This is a genomic window from Paenibacillus sp. fava2 (assembly GCF_058313675.1).
In genome coordinates, this window is the sequence record NZ_CM177755.1 from 6,054,112 (window position 1) to 6,077,110 (window position 22,999).

At 52.8% G+C, this 22,999-nt stretch carries 18 protein-coding genes; 6 read left to right on the plus strand and 12 right to left on the minus strand.

The window, feature by feature from the left end:
• Positions 1-104 precede the first annotated feature (104 nt).
• From sdhB to AC4G46_RS26595, 3 genes are all read right to left on the minus strand, one after another.
• Positions 105-869: a succinate dehydrogenase iron-sulfur subunit gene (gene sdhB / locus AC4G46_RS26585; RefSeq protein ID WP_491125350.1), complete on the minus strand. Its 765-nt coding sequence runs from the start codon at positions 867-869 to the stop codon at positions 105-107.
• Between the two features lie 175 nt (positions 870-1,044).
• Positions 1,045-2,787, minus strand: a complete 1,743-nt coding sequence (sdhA, locus tag AC4G46_RS26590; RefSeq protein WP_491125351.1) for a succinate dehydrogenase flavoprotein subunit — start codon at positions 2,785-2,787, stop codon at positions 1,045-1,047.
• Between the two features lie 81 nt (positions 2,788-2,868).
• Positions 2,869-3,534 carry a succinate dehydrogenase cytochrome b558 subunit gene (locus tag AC4G46_RS26595; RefSeq protein ID WP_491125352.1) on the minus strand — a complete coding sequence of 222 codons (666 nt, stop codon included), beginning with the start codon at positions 3,532-3,534 and terminating at the stop codon, positions 2,869-2,871.
• Positions 3,535-3,968: 434 nt separating this feature from the next.
• Here AC4G46_RS26595 and AC4G46_RS26600 point away from each other — a divergent pair, with 434 nt between their 5' ends.
• Complete coding sequence (locus AC4G46_RS26600) at positions 3,969-4,868, plus strand: LysR family transcriptional regulator (RefSeq protein WP_491125353.1); 900 nt, start codon at positions 3,969-3,971, stop codon at positions 4,866-4,868.
• A 97-nt stretch (positions 4,869-4,965) separates the two neighbouring features.
• On the opposite strand, the gene AC4G46_RS26605 is transcribed toward AC4G46_RS26600, so the two are convergent.
• From AC4G46_RS26605 to AC4G46_RS26625, 5 genes are all read right to left on the minus strand, one after another.
• Positions 4,966-6,615 carry a type 2 periplasmic-binding domain-containing protein gene (locus tag AC4G46_RS26605; RefSeq protein WP_491125354.1) on the minus strand — a complete coding sequence of 550 codons (1,650 nt, stop codon included), beginning with the start codon at positions 6,613-6,615 and terminating at the stop codon, positions 4,966-4,968.
• Positions 6,616-6,672: 57 nt separating this feature from the next.
• A complete protein-coding gene (locus AC4G46_RS26610; RefSeq protein ID WP_491125355.1) occupies positions 6,673-7,572 on the minus strand; it encodes a carbohydrate ABC transporter permease in 900 nt (299 codons plus the stop codon).
• Positions 7,573-7,586: 14 nt separating this feature from the next.
• Positions 7,587-8,543: an ABC transporter permease gene (locus AC4G46_RS26615; protein ID WP_491125356.1), complete on the minus strand. Its 957-nt coding sequence runs from the start codon at positions 8,541-8,543 to the stop codon at positions 7,587-7,589.
• 249 nt (positions 8,544-8,792) lie between these two features.
• The gene (locus AC4G46_RS26620; RefSeq protein ID WP_491125357.1) at positions 8,793-11,060 is read right to left on the minus strand and encodes a helix-turn-helix domain-containing protein; all 2,268 of its coding nucleotides are present in this window, start codon (positions 11,058-11,060) and stop codon (positions 8,793-8,795) included.
• A gap of 45 nt (positions 11,061-11,105) precedes the next feature.
• On the minus strand, positions 11,106-12,206 hold the full coding sequence (locus AC4G46_RS26625; RefSeq protein ID WP_491125358.1) for a rhamnogalacturonan acetylesterase: 1,101 nt from the start codon (positions 12,204-12,206) through the stop codon (positions 11,106-11,108).
• A 311-nt stretch (positions 12,207-12,517) separates the two neighbouring features.
• On the opposite strand from AC4G46_RS26625, the gene AC4G46_RS26630 reads away from it, so the two are divergent.
• Entirely contained in the window at positions 12,518-12,895 is a 378-nt protein-coding gene (locus tag AC4G46_RS26630; protein ID WP_491125359.1) for a hypothetical protein, read from the plus strand.
• A gap of 122 nt (positions 12,896-13,017) precedes the next feature.
• On the opposite strand, the gene AC4G46_RS26635 is transcribed toward AC4G46_RS26630, so the two are convergent.
• Entirely contained in the window at positions 13,018-13,689 is a 672-nt protein-coding gene (locus AC4G46_RS26635; RefSeq protein WP_068726465.1) for a potassium channel family protein, read from the minus strand.
• A gap of 12 nt (positions 13,690-13,701) precedes the next feature.
• The gene (locus AC4G46_RS26640; protein ID WP_491125360.1) at positions 13,702-15,069 is read right to left on the minus strand and encodes a TrkH family potassium uptake protein; all 1,368 of its coding nucleotides are present in this window, start codon (positions 15,067-15,069) and stop codon (positions 13,702-13,704) included.
• Between the two features lie 220 nt (positions 15,070-15,289).
• Here AC4G46_RS26640 and AC4G46_RS26645 point away from each other — a divergent pair, with 220 nt between their 5' ends.
• The 4 genes from AC4G46_RS26645 (at position 15,290) to AC4G46_RS26660 (ending at position 19,831) form a co-directional block, all read left to right on the plus strand.
• On the plus strand, positions 15,290-15,685 hold the full coding sequence (locus AC4G46_RS26645) for a GntR family transcriptional regulator (protein WP_491125361.1): 396 nt from the start codon (positions 15,290-15,292) through the stop codon (positions 15,683-15,685).
• Entirely contained in the window at positions 15,672-16,403 is a 732-nt protein-coding gene (locus AC4G46_RS26650) for an ABC transporter ATP-binding protein (protein ID WP_491125362.1), read from the plus strand. Before AC4G46_RS26645 ends, AC4G46_RS26650 begins: the two co-directional genes overlap by 14 nt.
• Positions 16,400-17,965 (plus strand): hypothetical protein, encoded by a 1,566-nt coding sequence (locus AC4G46_RS26655; protein ID WP_491125363.1) that lies wholly within the window; start codon positions 16,400-16,402, stop codon positions 17,963-17,965. The genes AC4G46_RS26650 and AC4G46_RS26655 overlap by 4 nt, the downstream gene beginning before the upstream one ends.
• 138 nt (positions 17,966-18,103) lie before the next feature.
• Positions 18,104-19,831 carry a CPBP family intramembrane glutamic endopeptidase gene (locus tag AC4G46_RS26660; RefSeq protein WP_491125364.1) on the plus strand — a complete coding sequence of 576 codons (1,728 nt, stop codon included), beginning with the start codon at positions 18,104-18,106 and terminating at the stop codon, positions 19,829-19,831.
• Positions 19,832-20,185: 354 nt separating this feature from the next.
• On the opposite strand, the gene AC4G46_RS26665 is transcribed toward AC4G46_RS26660, so the two are convergent.
• Together AC4G46_RS26665 and uvrC are read right to left on the minus strand one after the other, a co-directional pair.
• The gene (locus AC4G46_RS26665; RefSeq protein ID WP_491125365.1) at positions 20,186-20,797 is read right to left on the minus strand and encodes a hypothetical protein; all 612 of its coding nucleotides are present in this window, start codon (positions 20,795-20,797) and stop codon (positions 20,186-20,188) included.
• Positions 20,798-20,839: 42 nt separating this feature from the next.
• Positions 20,840-22,876, minus strand: a complete 2,037-nt coding sequence (gene uvrC, locus AC4G46_RS26670) for an excinuclease ABC subunit UvrC (protein ID WP_491125366.1) — start codon at positions 22,874-22,876, stop codon at positions 20,840-20,842.
• Positions 22,877-22,999 lie beyond the last annotated feature (123 nt).

A 22,999-nucleotide genomic window follows, 5' to 3' on the forward strand; every position in this document is an offset into this window, starting at 1 on the left:
TCCCCGAGGCGGAATTCGCCTTAAGGAACAGCCTTAAAATGTGCAGCGTATAGCTGTCTGAACATTCGCCTTAGTATCAGCCGCATATGATCAGGAATATGGCGTTATACACCCAGCCAGCGCTTGAACATATGCTTGGTGGTCTGTTTGTTGATCTCGGCGATCGAGGTGGTCAGCGGAATGCCCTTAGGACAAGCGCGTACGCAGTTCTGCGAGTTGCCGCAGCCGTCGATCCCGCCATCCTCCATCAGAGCTTCCAGGCGGTCGTCGGCGTTCATCTCGCCCGTAGGGTGGGCGTTGAACAGCCGTACCTGGGAAATAGCGGCCGGCCCGATGAAATTCGTCTTTTCGTTCACGTTCGGGCAGGCTTCCAGGCAGACGCCGCAGGTCATGCACTTGGACAGCTCATAAGCCCACTGGCGTTTTTTCTCGGCCATCCGCGGTCCCGGACCCAGATCATACGTACCGTCAATCGGAATCCACGCCTTGACCCGTTTGAGGGCATTAAACATCCGGCTGCGGTCGATGACGAGGTCGCGCACTACCGGGAAGGTCTTCATCGGCTCAATCCGCACCGGCTGCTCCAGATTATCGATCAGGGCGGCACAGGCCTGGCGCGGCTTGCCGTTAATCACCATCGAGCAGGCCCCGCACACCTCCTCAAGACAGTTGGAGTCCCAGCAGACCGGCACCGTGCTGTCGCCGCTTGCATTAACCGGGTTACGCTGTATTTCCATTAAAGCGCTGATTACATTCATCCCCGGCCGGTAAGCCAGCTCAAATTCCTCTGTGTAGGGCGAGCTTTCCGGCTGGTCCTGGCGGGTAATGATAAATTTCACGTTTTTGGGAGCTGCAGCTGTTTCCGCCATATCGGTTACCTCCTAAAAGTTTTGTGAGCGTTACTCCTCTGGTATCCTTCGTACAAAACTGGCTTCGGAAGCATACGCTTAGTTTTGTGAGCGTTACTCCTCTGGTATCCTTCGTACAAAACTTGCTTCGGAAGCATACGCTTAGTTTTGTGAGCGTTACTCCTCTGATTTATGCTTAGTCCTTGGAATAGTCACGCACCCGCGGTGGGATCAGCGAGACATCCACTTCCTCGTAGGAAATCTTCGGGCCGTCCGGTGTCCAGGTTGCTTTGGTCGTCTTGAGGAACTCCTCATCGTTGCGGCTCGGGAATTCCGGCTTGTAGTGGGCTCCGCGGCTCTCATTGCGCAGCAGCGCCCCCAGCGTCATCGCCTCGGCCAGCTCCAGCATGTTCCACAACTGGCGGGTGAAGGCTACACCCTGGTTGTTCCAGCGCGAAGTATCACTCATGTTAATGCGGCCGTAACGTTCTTTGAGCTCTTTGATTTTACCGATGGTCGCTTCAAGGCGTTTGTTCTCGCGCACCACGGTCATGTTGGCGGTCATCCATTCGCCCAGCTCTTTATGGATCACATAGGCGTTTTCTGTGCCGGACATGCTCAGCAGGGACTCGTATTTGCCAACCTGCTGCTTATGGAAGCTGTCGAATACACTGGACGGAATATCCTGGACGGACTTCTTAAGCCCTTTAATATATTCCACGGCCTTCGGCCCCGACACCATACCGCCGTAAATCGCCGAGACGAGCGAGTTCGCTCCGAGACGGTTCGCTCCGTGATACTGGTATTCACATTCGCCCGCGGCGAACAGTCCCGGAATGTTAGTCATCTGGTTGTAGTCAACCCACATGCCGCCCATAGAATAATGGACCGCCGGGAAAATTTTCATCGGAATCTTGCGCGGGTCATCACCCATGAACTTCTCATAGATTTCAATAATGCCGCCGAGCTTGACATCAAGCTCCTTCGGGTCCTTGTGCGACAGGTCGAGGTAGACCATGTTCTCCCCGTTAATGCCCAGGCCCTGATCCACACACACGTTGAAAATCTCACGGGTGGCAATATCGCGCGGCACCAGGTTTCCGTAGGACGGATATTTCTCCTCCAGGAAGTACCACGGCTTGCCGTCCTTGTAGGTCCAGATGCGTCCGCCTTCACCGCGCGCCGATTCCGACATCAGACGCAGCTTGTCGTCGCCTGGAATTGCCGTAGGGTGGATCTGGATGAATTCCCCGTTGGCATAATGCACACCCTGCTGATAGACCGCGCTGGCCGCAGTTCCTGTATTGATAACCGAGTTGGTTGTTTTGCCAAAAATAATCCCCGGCCCGCCGCTGGCCAGAATAACCGCATCGGACGGGAAGGTCTGAATCTCCATCGTCTTCAGATTCTGTGCGCTAATGCCGCGGCAGACGCCCGCATCGTCGAGAATAACCGAGAGGAACTCCCAGTTCTCGCTCTTGGTCACAAGGCCTTCCGCCTCCCAGCGGCGCACCTGCTCATCAAGCGCGTACAGCAGCTGCTGGCCGGTGGTCGCCCCGGCAAAAGCCGTCCGGTGACGCTTTGTACCCCCGAAGCGGCGGAAGTCGAGCAGCCCCTCCGGCGTGCGGTTGAACATAACGCCCATCCGGTCCATCAGGTGGATGATTCCCGGCGCCGCCTCACACATCGCCTTGACCGGAGGCTGATTCGCCAGGAAGTCCCCGCCGTAGACGGTATCGTCAAAATGCTCCCAGGGCGAGTCGCCCTCGCCCTTTGTATTGACGGCTCCGTTGATGCCGCCTTGTGCGCAGACCGAATGCGATCTTTTGACCGGAACGAGAGAGAATAGATGAACATGTGCGCCGGCTTCCGCTGCCTTGATGGTAGCCATCAGGCCAGCCAGCCCGCCGCCCACGATAATGATATCGGCTGATGCCATGAGAGTTCCTCCTAAAGTTTTGTAGGGATACATTTAATATAGGTTCATACAAAACCGTCTCTTGTAACAGACCTCCCCCGCTTAAAGCAGTGTACGGAGATGCTGTGCGGCACTGGCCGCGGTCTGGAATTCACTGTCACGGAAGGTGAACAGCGAGATCAGGAACATAAAGGTTACGATGACAAAAAGACCGAGACAGAGTATAGAGGACACTCTTTGCGAGCGCGGGCCGACGGTAATTCCCCAGCTGATGAGGAAGGACCACAGGCCGTTGGAGAAGTGGAAGCAGGCTGCAATGATAGCGATCACATAAATCGCCAGCATCAGCGGCTGGGTCGCAATTTCATGCATGACGCCGCCGAGCTCCTCATGTTCAACATTGCCAACGGCAACCTGAAAACGCGTCTCGAACATATGCCAGACAATGAAGACAAAGGTAATGACGCCGCTGATCCGCTGCAGGGTATAGCGCCAGTTTCTTTCCAGGTTGAAGCGGCTCAGGTTCGGCTTGGACTGGTATGCGATATACAGCCCGTAAACACCGTGATACAGCAGCGGAAGCCATATCCCGAACAATTCCAGGAAGAAGACAAGCGGCAGGCTGTTCAGCCATAGCACACTGTCGGTGAAGCCAGAAGCGCCACCCTCTACTGCTGCGAAATTCGTCATCATGTGTTCGATGAAGAAGAATCCGAGCGGGATAACGCCGAGCAAGGAATGAATCTTTCTGGAATAAAATCCTCTCATGCAAAGTGTCCCCTTTCCGATTAAAACAGCGTTTTCATTAATGAGCATACACCGCCGGGAGTACAGTTGAAACAGGGGAAGAAAGGCCTCGTCAGCTCACCAGACATCTATTTTCACCGCTATCCATTGTTTTCCCGGACTTTGCTCTTTCATTCACAATATGTGAATATCTTGTGTCACTTTTTATGTTACTCTTTTTTGTCTTATAAGGGAATTGCAATCTAATTATTAATCGTTATACTATATTTGCATAAGAATATTTTTAATATGATAATAATTCTCATTTAGAGCAGGGATTTCCCGGCTATACTGGCTTTTTACTATACAGGACAAGCTTTTAATGGCGGCTATGCTATGAGTATTATCACTTTCATCCATAGACAATGAGCGTACAGTATCAGCATTACCCTAGATTGGTCAAAGGAGACCCCCTTATGTTCGATGATTTGGACATTTTTGCCGCGGTTGTAGAGCATTCCAGCCTCAACCGGGCCTCGCGCCAGCTCAATCTGTCCCAGCCTGCCCTTTCCCGTAAAATCTCCAAGCTGGAGGAACGCCTTGGCGTTACCCTGTTCAACCGGTTCGGCAAACGGCTGGAGCTGACTGAGGTCGGACGCCTTACTTATACTTATGCGCTTGAACAGCGTCAGCAGCGTTCCAAGTTCCTTGAAGCGCTGTCCAAATTCAAGGAAGGCGAGCCGCAGCTCGTTACCCTGGGGGCCAGCCTTACCACCCTGCAGACGACGCTGCCGCCGCTTGTGAACGCCTACATGGAGAAATATCCGGCTGCCGAGCTGAAGCTGGTTACCGGACGGACGCATGAGATTGTCTCCTCGGTCAGCGAAGGCCGGAGCGATGTCGGTATCGTCGCCTCCTCCATTCAGGAGCCGGGCCTGCGCTGTATTCCGCTGTTTGAGGACCAGCTCCGTCTCGTCGTCTCCGAGCAGCATCCGCTGACCCTGAATGCGAAGCTGACGATGGAGGATCTCAACCGTCTGCCGATGATCCTGTTCTCCAAGGGCACCTGGTACCGCCGCATGACCGATGAGCTGTTCCAGCGCTGCGGCACCGATCCCGACGTGCGGATGGAGATCGACTCCTTCGAGGCGATCGTCCGGCTCCTGCCGACAATCAAGGCCGCCGCACTGCTGCCGAAATCATACCTGCGTCCGGAGCTGCTGAACGGAGGCGGGCTGGTCTCCCTGCACATCAAGGAGCTGGAGCAGACCCAGCGCACCACCTGCCTGATCTATCCGAGCAGCGGCGGACTGAGCACGGCTGCCCGCTGCCTGGTACAGGTTACGGAGGAAGTCTTCCTCGCAGGCCGCGAATAAAATACAAATCCCCGGCAGCCTTCCATATCACTATGGATCGGCCCGCCGGGGACGGTTTAACTGTGGCGCTGTTTAATTATACAGGGGTACTCCCGGATTAACGGAACTGGCCTGCATCAATTGCTTTTTGCTTCTCGTCGAGGATTTCCTGATAGCCTGCATCCAGGTAAGTCTTCTTCGCTGCTTCATAGTTGGCGTCAAAGTCAGCTTCCGGTGCCAGTACAATCTTCACATACAGCTCCTGGAAGAGGGTATTAAGGTCTGCTTTGTATTCGTTAACTTTCTCAAGTACAGTAGTGAACATAGCATCCGGTGTACGGAATTCAGCTACTTCGTTATAGTATTTCACCAGATCATCAGCCAGATATTCATAGCCGGCAGGTGCCCAGTTGCGCAGGTTCGCTTTGAGTGTCTTTTCAGGCTCTGGGTATTGGGCGATTTCTGTTACAAGACCCCAGTAGTCTTTGTTGTTGTTCTGGGACAGTACAGATTCACCTTTGAAATCCGGATTCTTAACAGCAATGCCTTCAGCATCAAGCGTATAGTTTTCGCCTTCAACACCGTTCTGGAACTTGAACAGGTTCTCCGGCTGGCTCAGCCATTCCAGGTACATCCACACTGCAGCGCGCTCTTCGTCACTGGTTTCATAGTTGATCCCCATGATGAAGCCGAACGGCCAGTATGCGCGGCCTTGCGGCTGACGGCCTTCAGGAACACCTGCGAATGGAGGCACAACAGCGAATTCAGCGTTAGGATCATTGGCCAGTGTTGCGGAAATAACATCCGTATTATTGGTCAGATAAAGGCCAAAGGTACCTGTTTTGCCGGAAACAAATTCCGATTTAATCTTCTGCTCGTCGGTGCGCAGATAGAATTCTTTATCGATGAGGCCGTTATTGTACTGATAGTTCAGGTTGCGCAGCCAGCGCTCAGTATCAGCAGTAGTGAAGTCGGCAACGCTCAGGTCGGAATACAGTGCACGGTAGTTGGCATCAATCGGCCAGTCACGGAATGCATAGTTATAGTTGAAGCTGTTGGCAGTCAAGCTGCCGCCGGTCACACCGAGTCCGGCTTCTTTCCATTTCACGAGCATTTCATTGTACTTCTCAAGGGATGTCAGATCCTCAACCTTCATCCCCACCTTCTCTACCCAGTCCTTACGGATGATAGTAGTGAAGTTGTCAGCTTCAGGACGCGCTGCGTAGAAGAAAATGTTCTTGTCGTCAACAATACCATACTGCTTGATGGTCTCACCCATGCTGGACCAGTACGTTGGTGCATAATTTTCAATTTCGGCCCAGTCCAGCGGCTGCATAACATCTTCACCGTAGTAAGTAAGCGCTTGCGGCATATCGTAGTGGAAAATGATATCCGGAGCTTTGTGCGACGCCAGCAGCTGTTCAAAGTCGATAACTTCGCTCTTGCGGGTAATCGGAATGAAGTTAACGTCGATGTTGTACTTGTCGCCGAATTCCTTTTGAACCCAGCGGGTGTAGTAGTTGTCTGTTACATTCCAGCCTTCAAATGCACGCTCATAGACAGGGATATCAAGGGTAACCTTGTCTTTGAAGCCTTGTGAATAATCCGGGTATTTCCCTTCGGCAGCAGCGTTTGTAGCTGCCGCTGTCTCTGCAGGGCTGTTAGTGGCCGCGGCATTCTGTTTATTGTTGTTGCCGGAGCATCCGGCCAGCATGCCGGCCGTCATGACCGAGGCCATCAATAATGATACGTACCCTTTTTTGTTCATCGCAATTCCCCCAATTATAGTTTTCGTATTGAAGTAGTACTGCTGTGGAACATATAATTACTCTTTGACTGCTCCGAGCATAACACCCTGTACAAAGTATTTCTGGACGAAGGGATATACACACAGAATAGGCAAAGTAGCAAACACAACGACTGATGCCTTCAGAACCTCAGGATTACTGAGTGTTACCGTGGTTGCTTCCAGCTGGAAGCTTTCACTGGCCTGAATGACCAGATAGTACAGCTTGAGCTGCAGCGGCCGCAGATCGGTCGCATGCTTGATATAGAACAACGCATCCTGATAGGCATTCCAGCGTCCAACCGCGAAGAAAAGGGACAGCGTCGCGATAATCGGCTTGGAGAGCGGAATCACTATATTCCAGAGAATCCGGAAGTGTCCGGCGCCGTCAATCCGCGCAGATTCTTCCAGGCTGACAGGAATACTGCTCGAAAGAGAGGTCTTCATGATCAGCAGGTTAAAGACACTGAAGGAGAGCGGCAGAACCAGCGACCAGATTGTATCCATCAGACCCAGATTGTTGATGTTCATATAATCCGGGATAATGCCCCCGCTGAAATACATTGTGAACAGGAAGATGAAGGTAATCACCCTGCGGCCTTTAAACTGGGCTCTGGACAGCGGATAAGCTGCACAGATTGTCAGGAACATCCCCAGAATGGTGAATAGTACGGTTACAATTACTGAGATGTACAAGGACCGGAGAATACTGGCATCGGCAAAAATTTTAGCGTACGCTCCGAGAGTGAAGCCCCTCGGCCATAGGAACACCTTATTGGCAATGACGAATGAGTCTGCGCTGAGGGATTTGGAAACCACATGCACAAACGGCAGGAGGCATATCAGCGAAGCAACAATCAGGCCGAATTTGATCAGCAGATCATAAATATCTATGCGCCCCTTGCCGGGTGCGGCAGGATTTACGGTTGATGCTTTCATGGTTCCTCTCCTTTCTATAGGATTCCGTCCTCGCCAAGCTTCTTGGCTATCCGGTCAGCCGATATTACCAGGATAATGCCGATTACGGACTGGAACAGCCCGATTGCTGTTGCCCGGCTAAAGTTACCGGATTCAATCCCCCAGCGGTATACCAGCACCGGTATGGTGGTCGTGAACTCAGTGGTCGCTTTATTCTGGATGGACCAGATCCGCTCAAATGAGCCGTCCATGACCTTCCCCAGACTCATGATCAGCAGCGTTACGATGGTTGCCCGGATCGAAGGAAGGGTGATATTCCAGACCTTTCTCCAGCGTCCTGCTCCATCGACGGTTGCCGCTTCATACATTTCGGGATTAATCCCGCTGATTGCAGCCAGATAGATGATCGTGCCCCAGCCCATACTGTGCCATACGCCGATGGCCAGATAGCTGATCAGCCAGTTCGTATCCTCCTGAAGGAACGGGATTCTTGTTCCGCCCATCAGTTCAATGAGATTATTGACGGCACCGTTTCCTTCGCTAAGCAGCTGGTAGGCGATCGCCCCGATAATGACCCAGGACAGAAAGTGCGGCAGATACAGCAGCGTCTGGTTGACGCGTTTGAACTTGACGCTCTTCACTTCATTCAGCATCAGCGCCAGAATGATCGGCATCGTGAAGCTGAAGATAAGGTCAAGCACATTGAGCAGTAGCGTATTGCGGACAGCTCTTGTGAAATCAGGCTTGGAGAAGATCTGCTGGAAGATTTCGAAGCCTACCCATTCACTCCCCCAGAAGCCTCTGGCAATTTTGTAGTCTTTAAAAGCGATTACAAGCCCGGTCATCGGCATGTATTTGAAAACGATTACAAAAGCTAGCGGAAATAATACGAGCAGATACAGCTGCCAGTCACGGCGCAAGTAATAGAGCGGCCCGTATTTTTTTCTTAATAAAAGGGCCTGATTGGTTTGTGAAGCGCTTGCAGCTTTCAAAGTCTCACCCCCTGCACCATTTTTATCTTGTGGCCGGCTGTGTGATCCGGCGTGAATCCAATGTATCCCGATTATCAGATTTTGAAAATCATGAGTATTGATGATCCCCATCAAAATTGATTAGAGCGCGGTATTATCGGCTTTTACAGCTTGTTCATAATCAAATATGATAGGCATTCCCAAAAATAAAACGCTTTCATTAACAGGTAAACAAATAAAAACCGCCGGCTGCCGGCCCCGAGAGGGCTCTTAGGAGCCCTTGCTCTTGGCCGACTTGTAGCTGCTCGGCGGCATACCTTCATATTTGCGGAAAAAGCGGTTAAAGCTCTGCAGATTATAGTATCCTACCTCTGCGGCAATCTGTTTAATGGTCAGGTCGGTATCCAGCAGCAGCTCCTTGGCCTTCTCGATGCGGAGCTGGTTCAGGAAGTCGATCATGCTTTTGCCGGTCTGCTCATACACAATTTTGCGCATATAGGAGTAGCTGATCCCGATTTCTTTTGCCATATCCTCGAATACAATTTCTTCACGGTAATGCTCCTTCAAATACTGAACGATCCGCTCCCCGTGATTGGTTTCGCCGGGACTGTGATCGAGGCTCTGGACAATTTCCCGGAACATTTCATGCAGGTATTCCTCCAGCTCATCCAGCGTATCCATAGCAGCCAGAATACTGTAGATATTGCCCTTCCCCACAATCATTCTTCCGGTACCGATATGATTCTCACGCAGATGCTTGATCGTGGCACCCATCAGCTGGTGATAGATGAACATAATATTATCATACGAAATATTCTCTTCCGCACTGATCTGGCTGCGGATATTCTGCAGCTCCTTAAAAATCCCTTCCAGGTTGCCGGCATCCAGGAAATTGAGAATCCGCCGCTCGCTGCAGTCAAAGTCGATATATTTGCGGCTGTGCTCCTCTTCATCCTCCCAGTACATAATGCTTCCGGCCCCGTTGATCATCCGCTGCTTGATCAGCTCCATTGCTTCAAACAGCCGCTCGGCCACTACTTCCGGCGCATCCGCCACATCGCTTACTCCGATTGTAACGGTATGCTCCAGTAGTGCAAGCGCTTCATCCCGGATCATTTGCAGCACTTGATGCAGCTGCTCTCTGCCCGTCTCATCCACGTCAGGCGCAAAATTCAGCACAATGACAATACAGCCGTCATTATGATAAACAGAGCTTGCCAGAATCCCCTCAGGAAACAGGCTCTCGAACTTGGTATTAAGCAGGTAACGGTGGTAGCTGCGGGTCTCCACATTGGTATTGCCGACATAAACCCTGTACCGGTCGATCGAGACTACGGCTACCCGGTAATAGGCTTCAGGGAACACCTCGGTAATCCGCGGCGGAATTTCTCCGCGCAGCAGACGGTGAACCGCAAGGCTGCGGGTATCCTGCTCCCGCTCCTGCAGCAGCTGGAACAGGCTCTCCTCCTCCTCCTGCATCCGCTTGAAGGCCATGTCCAGGAAGGCCAGCTCATTTTTGCCTGCCACGTTCAAATCGCTCTTGGAGCGTATGGTCCGCACCAGCTGCCGGAGGGGTCTGGACAGCCAGGTGGCAAAAAAGATAGCCAGTAAGGTTCCAAGCAAAATAATGGCGCCGGTAAGCAGAATAATATTCCCCTGCATATCCCGGGAGTCAGCCATCATCTCGTCCAGGGAGCTCCAGCTGACATTCCACCATCCGGATACATCTGAGCGGCTCCAGGCATAGACCATCCGCTTGCCGTCCAGCTCCCGGAACGTGTAGCCTTCGCTAATATTCTGATCCAGCAATTCCCGGAGATACGGCAGCTCAAAGCCGTCTGACAGCAGCAGAGATTTATCATTGAAGGAGATCACCTTGCCGTCTGCATCCAGAAGCAGATTGCTGCTGTTACCGACCTCTGTGGCATTCAGGTATTTGCCGATCTGGCTTTCCTTCATATTGACTACAATCATTCCGTGTGTGTTGGAGGACAGCCGGTTAAGCGGATACACATAGGAAACGACATTCTCGCCCGACTCCAGCTTGCGGGGAACCCATACACCGCTTATTCCCCTCTGATCCTCAAGGGCCTCCTTCGCCCAGTCCATCGCCTCATAGCGTTCAAGCTTGGTCACACTCTTGTCCGTAGAGACTACATAATCGGAACCCTCCAGATAAAAGTAGGAAGAGGATACACCGTCTACCCGGCGGTTCAGATTGAGCAGTTCGTTCGTTACAGTCTTGCCCAGGCTGTAATTATTAAAGCTGGAATTAATCTCGTCGTACGTCTCGAAGCTGCGTATCCCGTCAAAAACACTTGTTGCCGCGAGACGAGACGTGTCCTGTGCCATACTGGCCAGTGCATTCTCATTCAGCTTGCGGTTGGCATTAAGTCCGGCAAGCGTTGATTCCCCGATGGCTGCCTCTGAGTTTTCAATAATCTGCGACCCGCTGTACCAGGTAAGGATGGCCGTCGGAATGGCCATGATACAGAACAGAATTAACGCTAGCTGCAGCATCATCGGTATTTTTTTCATAGTGTGCCCCCCTTAATCTCTAATCCCTGCAGATAACCACAGCAGCTATCTGAGGAACATAATGAGCTTTTGCAGTCCAAGCTCCCTTATTCCCTGAACCACCAGTTCAGCTATGCGCAGGCTGCCGCGCTCCTGAAAATGTGTATTGTCAACGGTACCGCCGGGATGATTCATCCATTCTCCGGGCGCTCCCCACAGAAAAATCGACTTGGTTGCTTCCGGTCCAGCCTCTTCAAACAGGCGTCTGCTCTTCTCGGCCAGGTCAATCAGCGGAACCTCTGCCTCCTCAGCCAGCTTTCTTACGGCTTCCAGATAGGCTCCGTGTGTGTCCGTCAGCTTGCCTGCAGCATCGAAATACCGGCGGTGCACAGAAGTGACCAGCACAGGGATCGCCTGCCTGGCCCGCGCACCTTCGATATACTGGCGCAGGTGCTCCGGATAGGTTGTGAGCGGATCAGTATGGCGGGCCTCATCCCATTTCTGGTCGTTATGCCCGAACTGGATGAACAAATAATCGCCTTCCTTAATCTCATCCAGAATCGGCTGAAGCCGGTTTTCCCCGATAAAGCTTTTGGAGCTGCGGCCTCCCACAGCATGATTGGCAACCGCAACATCATGCTTGAAAAAGTATTGGAGCATCTGCCCCCAGCCGGAGAATGGAAAGCCTTTTTCATCGCCGACATCCGTCACTGTTGAATCACCGGCCAGATATACCGTAATCTGCTCACTTGTCTTCGTGATTTCCAGTGCGTTGATCCTTGGGGCAACCCCGCCGAATCTCAGCTTCAGCTGGCCTCCGCGCACGTTAACACCGAACAGCTCACGGGAGACCTGACCGGTGACTGTGCGGTAATTGTTAAGAATCAGCCTTTCACCGTTAGTCTTCAATGTCGTGCAGGACGGCGCCGCCTCATCCCCTGTAAGAATAGAGACAATATAGTTCCCGTCTTCCACGTCCGCCACAAACGCCGTATTAAAAGGTATAACAAAATCTCCGGCAAGCGGCTCTTCCCCCCGGACATGCTCCGTTACTTGTGACACATCTGTAAAGCCATACCCTTTTCCGGCATCGTAGCTGTCTGCAGCGGACACTTTGGTATATCCTTCTGCTGCTCCGGCAGGTCCAAAATCAAAACGCAAGCTCATGTTACTTCCCCCTACTTTAATTTAGATGAAATTTTAAACGCTTACAAGTTATATTGTGGAAACCGTTAAACATTGGCAAGCTTACAGTTATTTTAACATTACAAGAATCAGTTAATATATATCTTCAGTGAAATTTCTCGAAATAATTTTTTGAAAACAAATAAATACCAATTATAAAATCATTCAAATGTTGGAAACGGACATCTTCTAGAAACAATTAATATTATCCATTTGTGACATTTTTATTTTTTATGCCGGTAGAAGTCCTCTATTATTTAATAACAATTGACTAGCAGAAAGGAGCTTGTAACGTGAAATTTATATATCCCCTGATGCTTATGGCTGCACTTATGCTGGCAGGCTGTACCCTGGTTCTGGACACCACGTCCGATTCCGTAGACACCCCTCTTTATGCAGGCAAGGCCTTGAATGTAGCCGTCATAGGAGAAGCCCCGTCCGTCAGAGAACGGCAGGTAGTGTTCTCTGCTGTTACCTTGGATGAGATATACGATAACAGCCGGTCACTGTCAGCCGAATATGACGCTGTATTCATTATGAAGGAGCATTTATCTGAAGCTGCGGATGCCCGGTATACGGAGGTGTATCAGAGCGCGGGTATTCCGTTCTTTTTTATCGAGTCGGAGAAATCCTATGTGCCGTTTATTCTTGAGGATGTTGCTTACAGCTAATATCAAATCTGCCTATTCGTCGGTATTCGAAGCCGTTAATAATTGGCCGGTAAAATGAAAAAGCCAGGACGGGAGTCCGGGCTTACAGTATTCAATAACCTTGTTATTGTTCTATTCTTCTTTTAATCCGCGTTAACCGCCCCATCTTCAAACTCCTCGATGCTCTCGTTGGAGCCGATGACAACCATAATATCTCCCTGGCTTACATAATCATGGGCCGTAGGGGCAACGATAATTCCGTCTTTGCGGTTGAGGGCGATAATGCTGCAGCCGTATTTGGCACGGGTGTTCAGCTCAGAGAGGCTTTTTCCGTCCATACAGGAGGGAACGGTCAGCTCGACGATCTTGTAGTCCTTGGAAATCTCGATGTAATCCAGCAGATGGGGAGTAACCAGCTGATGCGCTACACGGATGCCCATATCCCTCTCCGGAAAAATAACCCGGTCCACGCCGAGCTTGGATAGCGCACGCCCGTGGAGGATCGTAATCGCCTTCGCAACCACTTGCTTTACGCCCAATTCCTTCAGCAGAATCGCCGTCAAAATACTCCGCTCCATATTGTCCCCGATGGCAACAATCCCGCAGTCGAAATTGCGAACACCCAAAGAACGCATGATGCCTTCATCCGTCGCATCCGCCATGACCGCATGGGTCAGCTGCCCGTTCATTTCCTCCACACGATCTTCCAGATGGTCGATTCCGAGCACCTCATAGCCCATAGCCATCAGCTCAAGCGCCAGACTGGAGCCGAAACGGCCGAGGCCGATCACAACAAACTGCTGTGCTTTTAACATCACTTTAACCCCTTATCCAATGATCATTTTACCTTCCGGGTACTTATACAATGGTTTACCCTGTTTCGGACCGAGTGCATAGGCCAGTGTCAAAAGACCAAGCCTTCCGGCAAACATCGTCAGGCAGAGCAGAATTTTCCCGGCATCAGACAGCTCCGGCGTCAGCCCCATCGTCAGCCCGACGGTCGCGAACGCCGATGTGGTCTCGAACAGAATCATCAGGAACGGGCGCCCTTCTGTAGTTGAGAGGACCATCGACACAGTGACAATCAGCAGCAGGGCTAGCAGCGTAATCGTCAACGCCTTAAACACCCGCTCCTGGGCCAGCCGGTAACGGAACAGCACAATATCCTCCCGTCCGCGCAGCATGGAGACAACCGCCCCGATCATCAGCGTAAAGGTGGTCGTCTTGATTCCCCCGCCGGTGGAGCCCGGGGAGGCGCCGATAAACATCAGGATAATGATAAAAAACTGTGTGGCCTGACGCATGCCGGCGATGTCTACCGTATTGGGCCCGGCTGTGCGCGGTGTTACCGCCTGAAAGAATGAGGCCCAGATTTTGCCGCCGAAGTTAAGAGGACCGAGTGTACGGGTATTGGTGAACTCGAACACAAAAATTACTACTGCACCGATAAGGATCAGCGCCCCTGTCATCGACAGAACGACCTTGCTGTGCAGCTGCAGCCGGCGGCTTTTGCGGTATTGAATCAGATCGGCCATCACTATGAACCCGATACCGCCTGACACAATCAGCAGCATGACAACCAGATTCACTACAGAATCACCGGCATAAGCGGTCAGGCTGCGGTAATCCCCAAACAGATCGAATCCGGCATTATTGAACATGGAAACGGCATGAAACACACCGTAATACAACGCACGGCCCAGCGGCATGTCCGCCGCCCAGCGGAGCGTGAGCAGAACCGCACCGCCTGTCTCAATAACCAGTGAATAGACAAGCACTCTGCGGATCAGCCGAACAATCCCCTCCATCGAGCTCTGGTTCATCGCCTCCTGGAGAATCAGCCGGTCGCGCAGCGAGATTTTGCGCCTGAGCAGCAGCGCGAACAGAGTAGCCATCGTCATAAAGCCGAGGCCGCCGATCTGTATCAGCAGCAGAATAACAATCTGGCCGAAGACGCTGAAATGGGTGCCCGTATCCACTACAACCAGCCCGGTTACGCAGGTTGCCGAGGTTGCCGTAAACAGCGCATCTATAAATCTCAGGGAATGGCCGGATGCACTGGCAAAGGGCAGCATCAGGAGCAGTGTTCCAATCAGGATGACTGAGGCAAAGCCACCCACCAGAATCTGGGGCGGTGACAGCTTAAAAAATTTAAATTTAGGTAATTCCGGAAACGGCGGGGCCAAACGGCTCATCCTTTCACTTGCTTCATGACAGCAATAATAATGGATTTGCGATCCGATAAACATACAAATTATAAACGTTATTGTCCAACATCACAAAGCCTGATTTTTCAATGTGATTAATTCCGCTTGAAATTGTATGGTGTGTAGTGGTACACTCCAATTACAAAGTGTATGGTTATCCTCCATACACATGACCTCAGGAATCAGTCAGGGAAGGAAGGGGTATTCCATGGATCAGTCCTTTGAGCTTTTGCCGGAACCGTTTCAGATCAACCCCTCACTGCCAATCTACGAACAGTTTGCCTGGGCTATACAAGGAAGAATTGTCAGCGGACATATACCGCCCGGCTCGCGGCTGCCCTCCGTAAGAGAGCTTGCAGCAGGCAGGGGCGTCAACCCTACCACCGCAGCCAGAACCTATCAGGAGCTGGAGCGCATGGGCCTGATTGTTACCTACCGCGGGCAGGGAACCTTTGTCACCAGGGATGCAGCTGTGATTGGCGAGGCACGTAAAGATATTATGCGCAAGGCAATCAAGGAATTTAAGGCGGCTGCCGAAAAGCTCGGCCTCACAGCCGCACAATTGCTGGAATTTGATAAGGAGGATTCACATGACAGTCTATGATTATAGTATGGAGGCGCCTGCAGGGCCGGCGGCGGTAGAGTGCCGGGGACTCGGGCTTACGCGAAAAAAGAAGAGCATTCTCCATGGCATCAGCTTCGATATTCCCCAGGGCAGCCTGACCGGCCTGCTTGGCCCTAACGGGGCCGGCAAATCCTCCCTGCTGCGGATTATCGCCGGACTGGCCGCCCCGGACACCGGCTCGGTACGGATTTTTGGCCAGCCGGCGGGTATAGAACAGCTCGGCAAGCTGTCACTCCTGCCGGACCGCAGCAATCTGCCCGGCTGGCTGAGCGTCAGGGAATGGCTGGATTTTGCCGCCGGAATCTACCCGGACTGGGACCCGGTCAAGGCGCTGGAGCTGCAGGCAGAGCTCAATGTTTCTCTGGAGCCGGCCATCTCTTCCCTGTCACGCGGCGAGGAGGCAAGGCTGCAGCTGCTGACCTGCCTGTCCCGCCAAGCACCCCTGATTATCCTCGACGAACCGTTCACCGGTGTTGATCTCCTCTCCCGCGAACGGATTGCTTCCGCTGTAGTCGGCGAGCTTGCCGACGGCCGGCGCACCTTTCTGATTGCCACTCACGACATCCGGGAAATGGAGCTGCTGTTCGACCGGCTGATTCTGATCGGCGAAGGAACGATCCGCAGCATCGAAGAGGTAGATAGGCTGCGCCGCTCCGGCAAATCGGTCGAATCTCATTACAGGGAAGTGTTCGCATGAGCGCGATGAAGACGCTGGTCCGGCTGGAGTACAGCCGTTATAACCTTTCAAGACTTGGTAAACATTACAGGCTGCTGACAGCCCTGATTCTGGTCATCGGCACGGTGTTAATTGGCATCTACCTTCCCGGCTCCAGATCATCGGAACGAACCCCCTTCATCTACGCCGCTTTGCTGGTATGGTCAGCCGTGACAGCCCTTTCGGCAATCAGTATGGTAAGCTTTATGAATGCCGGCTCCCGCGACTGGATGCTCTCCTTTCCCCATTCCAGATTGAAGCTGCTGTATGCCAAAATGATCAGTCTGCTCGGACATAGCCTTCAGCTGACGCTTGCGGTTCTCCTGGCCGCCGTTATGCTATATCTCTATTCTGTCCGCAGCGGCTGGTATCCGCCGTTATCCATGCCTGAACTTCTCTATTTGGTTGCGGCATATACGCTGTTCATTCTGATTTTTCTGCCGCTTGCCGTGATATTCGGACTCGCAATCAGCCTGTTTCTGCAGCCGGCCAAATTAGCGCTCCTGCTCTTCATTCCGTACACTGCATTATGGATGTCACCGTTTATAGCTGACGGCATTTATGGCACCGGGTACTCCGGTGTGCAGGCAGCAGGCCCCGGCTCACCCGGTTTTATGCTGTATGCTTCACTTGCAGCAGCCGCTGCCGGCTGGCCGCTTGGCCACCTGCTGATGCTGCTGGTTGCCGCCAGGGGCCTGGGAGCGGAAGGGCAGGAAGTCCGTGCTTCCAGTCCTTCCGGAGCTTCACGCCGTTTCAGATCGGGGACGCTCCGGATTAGCCGGAATGCCGGCCTGCAGAAGGGTACCTCCGCATTCATGATGCTGTACCGGCTCTATGCCGGCCGGACACGCCGGACAGAGAAGCATCCGGCTGTACTCAGCCTGAAGTTCGCTGTTCCGCCCATGGTAGCAGCTCTTGTTTACTTCGGCATTGCCTCAAACGTGGAATCCGTAGTTCTGTCTCTCATGAGATCACTGTTTGGGCTGGTGATTACCTTCAGCAGCGTCTGGGTTCTCCTGCGCAGCAGCAGCGAACGCAAACAATTACCTTGGCTGCTGAGCTTTCCGCAGAGCCGGCTGGCTCTGCTGCTAAGCCGTGCGGCTGTGGTATGGACTACTGCGATGCGGATTATGGGTATCCTGCTGCTCTCGGCCGTTGCCGGCAGCGTCGCCGCCCTGATTGCCGGCAATACCGGGCTGCAGGACTGGTCTCAAACCTTGATCTGGCTGTTATATTTCTTCCTGTTTTATGTATTGGCGTTAACTGTCATACTGTGTCTGCTGCAGCTGGAATACTATACTTTGAAAGCACCGGTGCTGGGTATTCTGATGTTCCCGGTATCTTTATTAGGGCTTATGGGCGGTGTTTTCCTGAATAAATTCATTTTTCTGCCTGCTGAGCTGCACACCGGGATTCTGCCCGACTGGAGTCTGCTTGGCTGGATCGCCCTGATCGGATTGCCTGCAGCATTTTGCTGTATTCCGGCAGGCGCCAGATATTATCACCTCAGCCTCAGCCGGCCTGCCGGGAAAAAGCAGGCATAAGCCCGGGCTCGTTTACGTAAAAGTAAAGTTAGATAAGCCGGCATCTTCTAACAGGTATTTTTTGTAACTGCCAGGCCTGTCCCGTATAATGAAACAGAATATGCATACTACAAATGAATCCATGCAAGGAGGCGTTTCATGAATTCCGTCGGCCAGCCTTTACAGCAGCGGCCCCTTACCAAAAGACTTATTTTCGCCGGTATAATCGGTCTTATCGTTTTCCTTATGTTCCAGGTTATACCCCAGCTTTACAGCGGGGGATCGGCATCCACGATCAGCAAGACTGAAGCCCGCGACAAAGCGGCCGCATTCGCAGCACAGCAGCTCGGCCATCCGGAGACAGACCAGGATCACTGGACAGTAAGCTACCAGACCGACTCCTCCTTTTACGGCTATATGTCGCAGGAAAAGCTCTTGCAGAGCTACAGTGACAATAAACTGGATCAGCGGTATCCGTTCGACGTCTATCATGCGGTTCTTTATACTGACGGTGAAGCCGATCCCGTTCTTGCCGTTGACCTCAATATGTATACAGGCGAGGTTACCGCCTTTGCCCTGGGCGGATATGCCCATGCAAGTGACGGAAGGGACTATGGCGATCCTCCGTCACCCGGGAATTCGAAAGGCGTCTATCTGGACAGCAGCGTGAACGGCGGACTCAGCCTGCAGCAAAAGGAAACCCTCGCCAGACCCTGGCTGCAGTTATGGGGAGCAAACCCCGCCAAGCTGCAGATTGAAGCAGATTCCGATGGCTACGGTCTTGTCTATTCCGACAGCTCCGTCAATGTAGGAGAAGCTGCTCTGCGCTACCAGTTTCATTTTCTGGACGGGGAGCTGTCTTATTTCCGCGCCGGATTCTCCGCCCCGTCCTGGCATGACTCCTACGTGGAGGACCAGAAATCGCTGGCTACGAAGCTGACCCTGTTCGGCTATGCCCTGCCGACGCTGGCGCTCGGCCTGCTGGCGCTGATCTTCAGCATTCTGCGGCGCAGTCACACTTCTTTTGTACGCGGCATCACTTTAAGCTCGATCCATTTTACCATTATGATGATCAGCACCTATAATATGCTGCCTGAGCCGGTTTCCGACACCGCTGAGGCCCGAATAACCTCTGTAATTATGTTTATTATCTATGCCCTTTACAGCCTGCTGATGTCGTCGCTGCTCTATTTCTCCCTCGTCGGGGGCAACGGGCTGTGGCGCAAGGAGGAAGGGCTGAACCCGTGGCCGCGCGCCAAAGAGCCGGGGTACGGCAAATATGTGCTGGACAGCATGTCCGCCGGTTATGTTTGGGCCCTTATCCTGCTTGGTGTGCAGACCATTATGTTTATTATTTTGACGTTCACCCTGGATAACTGGTCCACAACAGACGCCAGCCAGTCACCTTATAATATGAGGTACGCCCTGCTGATGCCAATTGTTGCCTGGCTTGCCGGCTTGTCCGAGGAAGCGGTCTACCGCCTGTTCGGCATCCGGATGCTCAAAAAGCTCGTCAAAAACACATTGGTCGCCTCCCTGATCACCACACTGATCTGGGCTTTCGGGCATACCCTGTACCCGATCTATCCGGTTATCTCAAGGCCGATTGAGCTGACCGTCATCGGGCTGCTGTTCAGCTATATTTTCCTGCGATACGGCTTTATCGCCGTCATGTTCGCCCACGTCGTATTTGACAGCATCCTGATCGGCATGACCCTGATCTTCATGCGGGAGAGTGTAAATGTAGCCGCTGGTACTGTCACCATCCTCCTGCCGCTCATTGTCGGCTATATCGTCTACCGGTTCAATCCGCCGGACCGGAACGGCCGCAAGGACCCGCAAGGCCCAGACGAGCCGCTCCAGCCCGCAGGGCTAGATTTCCGTTAATAAAAAGGGGCTCCTGAGGCTGCTGATATAGCAGCCGGGAGCATCTTTTTTTTGCGGGGTACACTTGGCTTGCGGGATACTCTTAGCTTGCGAGATACTCTTTGTTTGCGGGATACTCTTGGCTTGCGAGATACTCTTGGCTTGCGGGATACTCTTAGCTTGCGGGATACTCTTGGCTTGCGGGATACTCTTGGCTTGCGGGGCCTCCGTTTATCTGCTCTTGAAAAACCGGTCATAAATCACCAGCGCTACCACTATCGTAAATACCTCCATCAAAAAGTTTGGAAGCAGCAATATGTAGTCCATAAGTAACCTCCTGATTTGATTATTGTTTGTATATATAAATATTTCCGCTCAATTTACAATACCCTTTATTTTCCTGTAAGTTTGCCACTCAGGCCGGCTTCTGCATTTTTGCCCTTCCTTTCCCGTTTCACCCTCCGGGCTGAAATCAAGGGCATTTTTGCCTTTCATTTCGCCCATTTCACCACTTGGAGCGAAATCAAAGGCATTTTTGCCTTTCATTTCGCTCGTTTCACCACTTGGAGCGAAATTAAGGGCATTTTTGCCCTTCATTTCGCCCGTTTCACCCTCCGGGCTGAAATCAAGGGCATTTTTGCCTTTCATTTCGCCCATTTCACCACTTGGAGCGAAATCAAAGGCATTTTTGCCTTTCATTTCGCTCGTTTCACCACTTGGAGCGAAATTAAGGGCATTTTTGCCTCTCATTTCGCCCATTTCACCCTCCGGGCTGAAATCAAGGGCATTTTTGCCTTTCATTTCGCCCATTTCACCACTTGGAGCGAAATCAAGGGCATTTTTGCCTTTCATTTCGCCCATTTCACCACTTGGAGCGAAATCAAGGGCATTTTTGCCTTTCATTTCGCCCATTTCACCACTTGGAGCGAAATCAAGGGCATTTTTGCCACTCCTATAGCCGCTCAGCTCTTCCGCCAGCCGCAGCATAAAAAAAGGCCGGCCCCATAGGGCCAGCCCAATAAATACATATTATTGCTCATCCTCACCGAGCGAAACAGCCTCCACGGCCGGTTCCTCATCATTAAGCGCAGCCAGGATCTGCCCGGCCAGCTTCTCGCCTATGGAGAGTACGCGGAAGTCCTCGACGGAGGCCTCCTTGATCTTCTTCAGCGAGCCGAAATGCTTCAGCAGCGCTTTCCGGCGCTTCTCTCCGATGCCCGGGATCGAATCCAGCTTCGAGGTCACCATCGATTTGCCGCGCTGCTCGCGGTGGAAGGTAATCGCGAAGCGGTGAACCTCATCCTGGATGCGCTGCAGCAGGTAGAATTCCTGGCTGTCCCGCGCCAGCGGAACCGGCTCGGCGGAGTCGCCGATCAGGAGCTGCGCCGTCTTATGCTTATCATCCTTGACCAGACCGCAGACCGGAATGTACAGCCCCAGCTCATTCTGCAGAATATCAATCGCCGAGGAAATCTGCCCTTTGCCGCCGTCGACCACGATCAGGTCCGGCTGCGGCAGGTCTTCCTTCAGCACCCGCTCATACCGCCGGCGGATAACCTCGCGCATCGTTTCGTAGTCATCCGGTCCCTGTACGGTGCGGACCTTGTACTTGCGGTATTCCTTGCGCGCAGGCTTGCCGTCAATGAACACGACCATCGCCGAGACCGGATTGGTACCCTGGATGTTCGAGTTATCGAACGCTTCGATCCGGTTCAGCGATTCCAGTCCCAGGCTCTGGCCCAGGCTGAATGACGCCCCGGAGGTCCGTTCCTCGTCCCGCTCGATCAGCCGGAATTTCTCATCCAGCGCGACCCGGCTGTTCTGGCAGGCCATGCCGACCATCTGCTTCTTCAGCCCGCGCTGCGGCACCAGCACCTTCAGGCCCAGCCATTCCTGCAGGGCAGCCGCCCCGCCGGCCGGGTCAACCAGGCCGACTGCAGTAGCCTCTGCAGCAGCAGCTTCACGCGCAGCAGCATCCTCCGCAGTCCCTGCCTGCTCGCTCATATCCCCGGCAGCCGCTGACTCACCGGCTTCCTCGCTATCCTCATCATCCACAGCCGCCGCCAGCCTGCTCGCGGCCACTGCAGCTCCGGCGGAAGCAGCCGAAGGCTTCTCGGTGCCCTCGCTTACCAGCTCCGGCAGCAGAATTTCCTGCGGCAGTGCCGGATTCTCGCTGTAGTACTGCGTTACATACGACATGAAATCGCTGTATGCTTCCCCGTAGAACGGGAATGCAGACGAGTGCCGCTGAATCATTTTCCCCTGGCGCATATACAGAATCTGCACACACATCCAGCCCTTGTCCACCGCATAACCGAATACGTCGCGGTCCTTCGTATCTGCGGTGTTGATCTTCTGCTTCTCCATCAGGGCATCGATGTGCATGATCTGGTCACGCAGCTCCTTGGCGCGCTCGAAGTACAGCTCCTCAGCCGCCTCCTGCATCTTTTGCTGCAGATCCTTTTTGACCGCCTCATGGCCGCCGCTTAAAAAAGCCGAAATATCGCGGATAATCTCATCGTAAGCAGACTTTGGCACTTCCTTCTCGCACGGGGCGAGGCACTGGCCCATATGGTAGTAGAGGCAGACCTCCTTCGGCATCACACCGCACTTGCGCAGCGGATACATCCGGTCGAGCAGCTTCTTGGTCTGCTGGGCGGCATAGGAATTCGGATACGGCCCGAAATATTTGGCTTTATCTTTAAGCACCCGGCGTGTGACTTCAAGGCGCGGATGCGCTTCGTTCGTTATTTTGAGATAAGGAAACGTCTTGTCATCCTTCAAAAGCACGTTGTAACGCGGCATATGCTTCTTGATCAGATTGCACTCCAGAATGAGCGCTTCCATATTGCTGGAAGTAACTATATATTCAAAATCAACAATATTGGCGACCAGACGCTGGGTCTTGCCGTTATGACTGCCTGTAAAATAAGAGCGGACGCGGTTCTTCAGCACCTTGGCCTTGCCTACGTAAATAATGGTGCCCTCTTCATTCTTCATCAGGTAGCACCCGGGCAGATCCGGCAGCAGCGCCAGCTTGTTGCGGATATTATCGCTATAATCCATAATTTCTCCCCCACCTGTCACTTGCACATTCATGAAGCTTCCCCGGGTCAGCGGGACTGCTTACTACAGTAATTTTAACACACAAAACGCCCCCGGATAAACCGAAGGCGCTTGTACTCAGAT